General features: G+C 61.3%; 7 protein-coding genes. 6 read left to right on the top strand and 1 reads right to left on the bottom strand.

What is annotated here, in order from left to right:
- The first annotated feature begins 127 nt into the window (after positions 1 to 127).
- The 6 genes from AC07XM_RS25305 (at position 128) to AC07XM_RS25330 (ending at position 9,279) form a co-directional block, all read left to right on the top strand.
- Positions 128 to 1,504 (top strand): dipeptidase, encoded by a 1,377-nt coding sequence (locus tag AC07XM_RS25305; RefSeq protein ID WP_172455940.1) that lies wholly within the window; start codon positions 128 to 130, stop codon positions 1,502 to 1,504.
- Positions 1,501 to 2,376 carry a dihydropyoverdine dehydrogenase gene (gene pvdO, locus AC07XM_RS25310; RefSeq protein WP_016488303.1) on the top strand — a complete coding sequence of 292 codons (876 nt, stop codon included), beginning with the start codon at positions 1,501 to 1,503 and terminating at the stop codon, positions 2,374 to 2,376. The genes AC07XM_RS25305 and pvdO overlap by 4 nt, the downstream gene beginning before the upstream one ends.
- Before the next feature lie 21 nt (positions 2,377 to 2,397).
- Complete coding sequence (gene ptaA / locus AC07XM_RS25315; protein ID WP_060519872.1) at positions 2,398 to 3,492, top strand: pyoverdine biosynthesis transaminase PtaA; 1,095 nt, start codon at positions 2,398 to 2,400, stop codon at positions 3,490 to 3,492.
- 245 nt (positions 3,493 to 3,737) lie between these two features.
- Positions 3,738 to 5,066, top strand: a complete 1,329-nt coding sequence (locus AC07XM_RS25320) for a lysine N(6)-hydroxylase/L-ornithine N(5)-oxygenase family protein (RefSeq protein ID WP_102689652.1) — start codon at positions 3,738 to 3,740, stop codon at positions 5,064 to 5,066.
- Between the two features lie 18 nt (positions 5,067 to 5,084).
- On the top strand, positions 5,085 to 6,734 hold the full coding sequence (locus AC07XM_RS25325) for a cyclic peptide export ABC transporter (RefSeq protein ID WP_102689651.1): 1,650 nt from the start codon (positions 5,085 to 5,087) through the stop codon (positions 6,732 to 6,734).
- A 118-nt stretch (positions 6,735 to 6,852) separates the two neighbouring features.
- Positions 6,853 to 9,279, top strand: coding sequence for a TonB-dependent siderophore receptor (locus AC07XM_RS25330; protein ID WP_102689650.1), 2,427 nt, complete (start codon positions 6,853 to 6,855; stop codon positions 9,277 to 9,279).
- A 154-nt stretch (positions 9,280 to 9,433) separates the two neighbouring features.
- Here the strand turns inward: AC07XM_RS25330 and AC07XM_RS25335 are convergent, their stop codons facing one another.
- Positions 9,434 to 10,396 (bottom strand): alpha/beta hydrolase, encoded by a 963-nt coding sequence (locus tag AC07XM_RS25335; protein ID WP_024717920.1) that lies wholly within the window; start codon positions 10,394 to 10,396, stop codon positions 9,434 to 9,436.
- Positions 10,397 to 10,408: the final 12 nt, after the last annotated feature.

Consider the following 10,408-nt stretch of genomic DNA (forward strand, 5'->3'; position numbering starts at 1 on the left):
ACTACTGCTGCAAAAACGAATGGTTGAGGAAGCGATTTAGAGGGTTGCTAAATTCTCTTTGCCCCGGCTCGTTTCACCCAGCAAGTTCGAACGGCATGGGGCCGTCGTGCAGGCGATCGAGTACGCAATGAAGAAACCGGCTTTGTTTTCGCGCAGATGGCCATGGGCATTGGCACTTCTGCTCCTGCTCCTGATGGCCGCAGGCGCCTGGTGGTACTGGGTTTACCTTGCCAAGCACCCCTACAGCCGGGAAATCGAACAGCGAGCCAACGCCCTGCAGGCGCGCATCCCGGCCCTGGATGCGCACCTCGATGTGCCGCTGAGCTATGGCACCGATGGCGAGGAAGCAAACCGCGATGGCCCGACACAGTTCGATCTGGTGAAAGCCGCCAAAGGCCGCCTGAGCGGCGCTTCGATCGCGATCTGGTCATGGCCGGAATTCTGGAGTGGGCCCAACTGGCCACACCGCCCCACCCCAGGCTTCGAGGCCGCAATGGCCAACGAACTGGAAGTGCGCTACCGGATCATCACCAGCATCGCCAAGGATTTCCCTGCACAGGCCGGCATCGCCTACACCCCCGCTGACTTCCGCCGACTGGTCAGTGAAGGCAAGTTCGCCATCATCATCAGCATGCTCAATGCCGCGCCTTTGGGCGACGACATTGACAAACTGGACCACTGGGCCGCACGCGGCATGCGGGTATTCGGACCAGGCTACGTCGGTAACAACAGCTGGGTAGACTCGGCACGGCCCCTGCCTTTCCTCGGCGATTCGGTCGACCCGCTGGGCGGGCTTTCCGCGATTGGTCGGCGCGCCATCACCCGGCTCAACGACCTCGGCGTGGTCATCGACGTGTCGCAGATGTCCAGCCAGGCGCTGACCCAGGTCACCCAGCTTAGCCGAGCGCCGGTCATGGCCTCGCACACCGGCGTACAAGGCCTGATGGACATTCGCCGCAACCTCAGCGATGCCGACCTGGCACACATCAAGGCCACCGATGGGCTGGTCAATATCGTGGCCTACTCCCACTACCTCAAGCCGTTCTCGCGCCCGACCATCGAGAAGATGAACGCTTTGCGTGCCAGGCATGGCTTGCCCGACGTACAAAACCAGACCCAGATGGGCACCACCACCGACCCGGTGTTCTCGATCTGGTCAGAGAAGAAGTTCGGTGAATACCTCACACCGTTCTACGAAATCCTCGGCGCCGAGCCAGAGGCCACCCTGGCCGACTATGTCGACTCGATCGATTACGCGGTGAAGAAGATCGGTATCGACCATGTAGGCATCAGTTCCGATTTCAACGACGGCGGCGGTGTGGTCGGCTGGGAAAATGTCAGCCAGAGCCGCAATCTCACCGCCGAACTGATGCAGCGTGGCTATTCCGATGAAGACATCGCCAAGCTCTGGGGGGCCAACTTCCTGCGTGTTTGGGAAGCCGCCCAGGAAGCTGCCAAGCCCACCCCACCTCCCATTGCCCACTACCCGCAAGGAACCCCATGAAACGGCTGACCTCACTGATTGCACTCGGTTGTCTCTCGCTGTCGCTCGATGCCCTCGCTGGCGCCCCGAGTGCACCGGGCAAGGTCTTCAAGGACTGCAAGGATTGCCCGGAAATGGTCGTGCTGCCCGCCGGCAGCTACGTGATGGGCACCCCCGATGACGAACTGGGCAAACAGGACGATGAAGGTCCGCTGCATACCGTAACATTCGCCAAGGCCTTCGCCATGAGTCGCTTCCACGTGACGGCCAGCCAATGGCAAGCCTATGCCAGGGACACCCACACCGTGCTGCCCGACGGCGACGATCGCCCGGGCCGTCTGTGCAAGAACGGCAAGCCCAGTTACCCGCAAGGGCCTACCCAGCCAGCGGTCTGCATGACCTGGGAGGAAGCGCGCGGCTATATTGGCTGGCTGGCGAAGAAAACCGGCAAGCCTTACCGCATGGTCAGCGAGGCCGAACGCGAATACGCAGGTCGCGCTGGCTCCACCGGTCCTTTCCCGTTCCCCTTCGATGAGGAAGGCGAGTATCAGATCAGCAAGCATGCCAACACCTACGGGCCACGGGATGGCTTCACCTACACGGCGCCGGTCGGCAGCTTCCCGGCCAATGCGTTCGGCATGTATGACATGCATGGCAATATCTACGAGTGGGTCGAAGACTGCTGGCACACCGATTATGTCGGTGCGCCCACCGATGGCAGCGCCTGGACCACAGGTGGCACCTGCACGCACCGGCAGATCCGCGGCAACGACTACCTGGAACCGCCCATCTTCTCCCGCTCGGGCAACCGCAACGAGCGCGAACCCGAAGTGCGCGGTGACTGGCTGGGCTTTCGGGTAGCCCGCGACCTCAAGGACGGCGAGCACAACTGACAACCTACAGGGAGAGTGACCATGTCCGCTTTGAGCAGACGCCGTTTCGTAGCGGCAGCCACCTTGACCGGCCTCGTACCCGCCATGCCCGCCTGGGCGGCGGGCGCAGCGGGCGATCCGACGGTGGACGATGACATCATCCGCCTGGACTACAACGAGAGCCCTTACGGCCCCTGCCCCTCGGCGCTCCAGGCAATGAGCCTGGGGATACGCCAGAGCGGGCATTACTTTCCGGAGCATGAATATCGCCTGATCGAGCTGTTCGCGCGGCAGCACAACGTGCCCGAAGACCATGTGGCAGTCTTCTGCGGCTCCCGCTCACCGTTGCAATATGCCCTGGCCCGCCACGCCGACAAGCGGGCCGTGGTCACCGCCGCGCCGACCTATGACTCCGTGGCCAATGGCGCCAGAGCCGTCGGCGCGACCGTGCATGAAGTGCCGCTCGATGCCCGCCACGCCCATGACGTGCGCGGCATGCTTGCCGCCAACCCCCAGCCCGGGGTGTTGTACCTGTGCAATCCGAACAACCCCACCGGCACGCTGACGCCACGCGCCGACATCGAGCACCTGGTCAGCCACAAGCCGGCAGGCAGCCTGGCCATCATCGATGAGGCGTACATCCACTTTTGCGACGCCCCTTCCTGCCTGGATCTGGCGGTCAGCCATGACGATGTCCTGGTGTTGAGGACATTCTCCAAGCTCTATGGCATGGCCGGTGCCCGCCTGGGGCTGGCGATCGGCAAACCGGCGTTGCTGCACGACCTGCAACGCCTGAACGGCTACAACTTCGTGCCGCTTGCCGCCGCCATGGGCGGTATCGCCAGCCTGCAACAAGGCGACCTGGTCAGCGAACGCAAACGCATCAATCGCCACATTCTTCTGACCACTACCGACGCCCTGCAAAAGGCCGGTTACCGCTGCACCGACGCACACGCCAACTGTTTCATGGTGGCCCTTGGCCGACCTGCCAAACCCGTGATCGAAGCACTTGCACAACGCCGGGTCCGGGTTGGACGGGTATTCGAGGCGTGGCCGCAGTGGATGCGCGTCAGTGTCGGCACGGCGGAGCAGATGCAAGCCTTTCTGAAGGCGTTCTTCGACGTCATGCAACGCTAGGCTGCGCTGCGCCTACCCGCATCTACCCTGAGCCACGAACCCCGGCGGGCGCCTGGCGCAGCATGCCTGCGGGGTTTTCGTGCGCCAGCGCGCAACGTATGCCCCTCCTCGGATCACAACTTCTGCGTCTCTGCGAACACCTGCGTGGGGTGCATGCCCGGCTGGTCGTGACCGGCTAAATCCAGCCTCTGCGGCTTCGTTTAACACCTACTCACCGCTCACCAGCAACAGCAGGAGTCAACGACATGAGCGCCTCAACTCTCCACGACCTGATCGGCGTAGGCTTCGGCCCGTCCAACCTGGCCCTGGCCATCGCCCTGCAGGAGCTTTCCCAGAACAATGGCAAGCCCATTGACGCCTTGTTCATGGACAAGCAGGAGCACTATCGCTGGCATGGGGATACCTTGTCCTCGCAGAGCGAACTGCAGATCTCGTTCCTCAAGGACCTGGTTTCGCTGCGCAACCCCACCAGCCCCTACAGCTTCGTCAACTACCTCAAGCAGCAGGGCCGCCTGGTCGACTTCGTCAACCTCGGCACCTTTTACCCGTGCCGGCTGGAGTACAACGACTATCTGGCCTGGGTCGCCGAGCAGTTCGCCGAGCAGGCACTGTATGGCGAAGAAGTGTTGCGCATCGAGCCCGAGCTCGATAATGGGGTCATTCATCACCTCAGGCTGATCTCGCGCAATGCACAAGGCATGCAGCGCACCCGCCGCACGCGTTCGGTGGTGATCAGCACCGGTGGCTCACCGAAGATTCCAGCCATTTTCGCCCCGCTGCGCAACAATGCCCGGGTTTTTCATCATTCCCGCTACCTCACCGGCATGCAGCACCTGGCCTGCAGCGAAGGCAAGCCGATGCGTATCGCGATCATCGGTTCCGGGCAGAGTGCCGCCGAAGCGTTCATCGACCTCAACGACAGCTTTCCTTCGGTGCGGGCTGAAATGATCCTGCGCAGCTCAGCCCTCAAGCCCGCCGACGACTCGCCTTTCGTCAACGAAATTTTCGCCCCTGCGTACACCGACCTGGTTTTCCAGCAAGCACCGCAAGACCGCGAAAAGTTGATCGGCGAATACCATAACACCAACTACTCGGTCGTCGACCTGGGGCTGATCGAGCGCATTTATGCCGTGCTGTACCGGCAGAAGATCACCCGTCAGCCCCGCCACGCGGTGCTCTGCCGTCAACACCTGGAAGCGGCAGTCGATGTCGAAGGGGGCATCGAACTGACCCTGCGCGACCTCGCCACCGGGCAACAGCAGACCCACCGCTACGATGCCGTGATACTGGCCACCGGCTACGAGCGCAACAGCCATCAGCACCTGCTCGAACCGCTTCTGCCTTACCTGCATGGCCTGGAAGTGGACCGTACCTATCGCGCCCTGGCCACCCCGCAGCTCAAGGCGCCAGTCTTCCTGCAAGGCTTCTGCGAGGCCACCCACGGCTTGAGCGACACCTTGCTTTCAGTGCTGCCGATGCGCAGCGAAGAGATCGGAAAAGCGCTCTATGGCGCCCTGAACCTTTCCAGCAGCGCACACCAGGCGCAAACCAAACCCCTTGCCAGCGTCGGCTGATCAACTCAGGAGCCCATCATGTCCCAGTCCTCCCGCGGCGCCGTGCAGGATCTCTTCGCCCTGCTCAAGCCGTTCAAATATACCGTCGCGCTGTCCGTCATCCTGGGCATGGTCGGCGGCCTCAGCATCACCTTCCTGCTGGCCACCATCAACCGCGCCCTGCACGACGACAGCGGCCTGACCCAAGGCGTTGTCTGGGGTTTCGCCGGGCTTTGCCTGGTGGCCCTGGCCAGCTCGGTGTTTTCCGACATCGGTAGCAACCGGGTGGGCCAGAACATCATCGCCGCCTTGCGCAAGGAACTGGGCGAGAAGGTTCTGTCTGCCCCCATCGAACAGATCGAGCGCTATCGCAGCCATCGACTGATCCCCGTGCTGACGCACGACGTGGACACCATCAGCGATTTCGCTTTCGCTTTCGCGCCATTGGCGATCGCCCTGACCGTTACCTTGGGCTGCCTTGGCTATCTGGCATTGCTTTCCTGGCCGATGTTCCTGCTGATGCTGGCAGCGATCGCACTCGGTACCGTCGTGCAGTACATCGCCCGATCCAAGGGCATTCGAGGGTTTGTTGCGGCACGGGACGCCGAAGATGAACTGCAACGGCATTACAATGCGATCGCCGCCGGTGCCAAGGAGCTGCGCATCCACCGCGCGCGCCGCCAACGCATGTTCAGCCGCAATATCCAAGGCACAGCTGACCAGATACGCGATATCCAGATCCGCTCCATCAATACCTTCGTCATCGCCAAGACCTTCGGCTCGATGCTGTTCTTCGTGGTTATCGGCCTGGCCCTTGCCCTGCAATCCTTGTGGCCTAGCGGCGACAAGGCAGTAATGAGCGGCTTCGTGCTGGTACTGCTGTACATGAAAGGCCCGCTGGAATATCTGGTAGGCACGTTGCCCATCGTCAGCCGGGCTCAGATCGCCTTCCGCCGGATTGCCGAGTTGTCCGAACAGTTCTCCTCCCCCGAGCCGCACCTGCTGCTCGAAGACAAGGCCAGCCAGCTGCCCGTCTTGCGTACTCTCGAGTTGCATGACGTGCGTTTTGCCTTCCCTCCGGTCGACGGCAATGCGCCGTTTACCCTTGGGCCGGTGAACCTGCAGGTCAGCCAGGGCGATATCGTGTTCATCGTCGGTGAAAACGGCTGTGGCAAGACCACCCTGATCAAGCTGCTGCTAGGTCTGTATCCGCCGCAAAAAGGCGAGATACGCATCAACGACCAACCCATCACCGCGCGCAATCGCGACGATTACCGCCAGCTCTTCACCACTGTCTTTTCTGATTACTACCTGTTCGACGACCCCTTCCTGGGCGCGCAGCAGGTGCCGGAGAGCGCCGAGGTCTATCTCAAGCGGCTGGAAATTGCACACAAGGTCAGCATCCGCGACGGCAGTTTCACCACCACCGACCTCTCGACCGGGCAACGCAAGCGGCTGGCACTGATCAACGCCTGGCTCGAGGAGCGCCCGGTGCTGGTGTTCGATGAATGGGCAGCGGACCAGGACCCGACATTCCGGCGCATCTTCTATACCGAGCTGCTCCCCGAACTGAAGCGCCTGGGCAAGACCATCATCGTCATCAGCCATGATGACCGCTATTTCGATGTCGCCGACCAACTGGTGCGCATGGAGGCCGGTAGGGTGCTGGTCGAAACGTGCGTCGCCTGATGCAACAAAAGCGAAACATTTGCATTCCGGTTTGTCACCCATCGTGCGTCATACCCGTAGTCGACATAAAAACAGATCTGCCCAGCCTGCCCACTCAACATCTACAACGAGCACCGAAATGCCCACCCACCTTCGATTGAATCACTTGACCAGGGCGCTTGGCCTTCGACGCGCTTTCAATGCACAACTGCCAGCGCTGGCGCTCACCCTGGCGCTGCCCCTGGCGGCCCAGGCGCAAGATCAGCAACTGACTTTGAATATCCCGGCACAGCCACTGAGCTCGGCGCTGCAGAAGTTTGCAGAACTGACCGACGTGCAGGTGCTGTACGAGCCCGGTGCCGTGCAGAACCTTCGCTCGGGTGCGTTAAGCGGTCGTCACAGCCTGGATCAATCGGTGCGTATCTTGCTCGGGGAGAGTGGGCTGCGCTATCAGCTGCGCGACAACACATTGACCTTGCAGGCGAGCAACGAGGGTGACAGCGCAATGCTCCTCGATGCCACGAGCATCCAGTCCGCTGCCTTGGGTGCAACTACCGAAAACACAGGCTCATACACCACGGGTGTGACCAGCACGGCCACCAGGCTGGGGCTGTCACCCCGGGAGACGCCCCAATCGGTCAGCGTCGTCACCCGCCAACAGATGGACGACCAGAACATGCAGTCCCTGGAAGACGTGGCCATGGCCGCGACAGGGATCAATACCGTCAAGGGTTTCGGCACCGAGCGCCCACTGTATTACTCGCGAGGGTTCCAGGTGGACGACCTGCAGGTCGATGGCCTGCCGACCAGCGTGACTGAAAGCTTCTCGATGGACGTCATGTCGGTCAATAACATGGCCATGTATGATCGGGTCGAGATCGTGCGCGGCGCCAATGGCCTGCTGCAGGGGGCGGGCAGCCCGTCGGCAGCCATCAACATGGTGCGCAAGCGGCCTACCCGGAGCTATCAGCTCAAGGCCGAGATCGGCGCAGGTTCATGGGATAACTACCGCACCCAGCTGGATGTCGGCGGTCCGTTGAATGCCGAAGGGACACTGCGCGGTCGAACGGTACTGATGTACAACAACCGCAATAGCTACCAGGATTACGCCGGCAAGGAAAACCAGCTGTTCTATGCCATCGGCGAAGCTGACCTGAGTGACTCGACCACCTTGACCCTCGGTGGCTCGCTGCAGCAGGACAACAACAATGGTTACGACTGGGGTGGCCTGCCAACACACCAGGACGGCAGTTTCTACGACTTCTCCCGCACGACCTCCCTGGCCGGCAAATGGGCCTATCTGGACAAGCTGAACCGCAACGTCTTCGCCGATATCAAGCATTCGTTCAACGAAGACTGGAACCTGACCGTCGCGACCAACCTCATCTGGTCCAATGCGGACTTTTTGGCACAGGTCGGTTATCACACCGGCGAGACCGACTCGTCGATGCAGTACTACCCCAACAGCGCCAGATACGATGACGAGCAGGTCAACCTGGATGCAGCGCTGAATGGTGCGTTCAACCTGATGGGCCAGAAGCATGAAGTGGTCGTGGGCACAAGCATGCGCCGCGATCGCCTGCAGTACGTGACCGGCTCGCCGAGCTTCTACCCCAAGGTAGACGTCCTCGACTTCAATGCTTCGCAATTCCCCAAACCGGAAATAGTCGGCAACCTTACGCCAAGCCGCCACGTGCGCAAGGACAAAGGGATCTACGCGGCTACCCGTCTTAATCCTACCGACGACCTCCACGTAATCCTCGGCAGCCGCTTGAGCTGGGTCGATTACGATACCCAAGGGCCTTGGGAAACCGATCGCTTCAAGGAAGACCGCAAGGTCATTCCGTATGGGGGCATCGTTTATGACATCACCGATCAGACCTCGGTCTACGCCAGTTACACTGAAATCTACAAACTGCAAAGCAACTACAGTGTCGACAACAAGCTGCTGGCCCCCACCACGGGCAGCAACTACGAGATCGGCCTCAAGAACGAGCTGTTCGACGGCAGGCTCAACACCTCTCTGGCGCTGTTCCAGGTCGATCAGACTGGCCTGCCCCAGGTCGTGCCAGAAGCCGGTCGTGTGTGCGGACCGAACCGCGATGCACGTTGCTATACCGAAGGTGCCAAGGTGCGCAATCGCGGTTTCGATGCCGAAGTGTCAGGCGAGCTGATGCCTGGGTGGAATGCTTCGATGGGCTACACCTACAGCCATCCCAAGTACGTTGCCGGGGCCAACAAGGGCGACACCTACGGTACGGAAAACTCGCCCCAGCGACTGTTCAAGGCGGCTACCACCTACCAGCTGCCGGGTGCGCTGGACCAGTGGCGAGTGGGTACCAGCGTCTATCACCAGAGCAAGCTCTACCTGAACAACATCACCCAGAGCGCTTACAACCTGGTCGATCTCAATGCCAACTTTCGGGTCAACCAGAACGTTAGCGTGCAGTTGAACCTCAACAACGTGTTTGACGAGAAATACTACACTGCCATCTTCAGCGAAGACACCGGCAACTACTACGGCGCCCCACGCAATTTCGCGCTTACCCTGCGTTACGAAAACTGATCCCCCCCCCTGCGCCAGCCACCGCCGAAGGTGGCTGGCGCCTTTCCCTCCTCTGTTCCTACACCACCTGTCTGCTTGATTCAGCAGGGCCCTGACGCGGGGCTCGCCAGGGCATTGCGCTCAGCGCGACCACAATGCCCTTGGGGCTGGAGGTCTATCGTGCCTTGGCGATAAGCGCAAGCAGACTGTCGACCAATCGCTTGTACACTGTCGAAACTTCTGCAGTCACTGACATCATGCGCAGCAGGTCGTGGGTCATGTCCTGCGCCAGGATGATTTCCACATCCACCCCGGATGCTTGCAATCGCTCAGCGTAGGCTTGCCCTTCATCCAGCAGCGGATCCAGGCCGGCCAGCAGGACGATGGCTGGAGCGACACCGCTCAGGCTTTCTGCGCGCAAGGGAGAGAAACGCCAGTCGTGACGATCCAGGTGTTCGCGTGCATAAAGGTCATAGAACCATTCGAGCGTTTCGTCTTCCAGCAGGTACCCCTCCCCAAACAGGGTGCGCGAGGCGTATTCGCCCCCCGCATCCGTGACCGGGTAACACAACAGTTGCCCGATCGGCCGTACCGCGGCCGCCAGGCCTTGCCTGGCGGCATGCAGGGCCAAGGTGGTGGCCAGGGTCGCGCCCACGCTGTCGCCCGCAAGGACGACGCGTTGCAGGTCCAGCCCCTGTGCCTGGGCGATGGAGGGCAGCGCTTCGAGCACATCCCAACCGTCCTCGAAAGCCGTTGGGAACCGGTGCTCAGGGGCCAGGCGATAGCCTACCGAAACCACCGCGCAGCCTGACCGTGCGCACAGCTCACGGCATACGCCATCATGTGAATCCAGGCTGCCGACGACAAAGCCACCGCCATGGTAATAAACCAGCACCGGCAGGGGCCGGCCATCGGCCTGCGCGGGTTTGTAAACACGCAACGGCAAAGCCGTACCATCGCGTGCGGTGCAGGTCAGCGAACCTAGCGCCAGGTCCTGCGGCGCTTGCCAGCGAAGACGCTGCGTGGCCAACTCGAAACGGGTGCGTGCCTGCACCGGACCCAGCCGATGCAAGGCCTGATCCTGTGGGTTCATTGCAACCATATCGAGAAACGCTTCCAGATCGTTATTCAACTTGATATTCCTTGAAAA

The organism is Pseudomonas sp. GW460-LB5, from assembly GCF_059423245.1.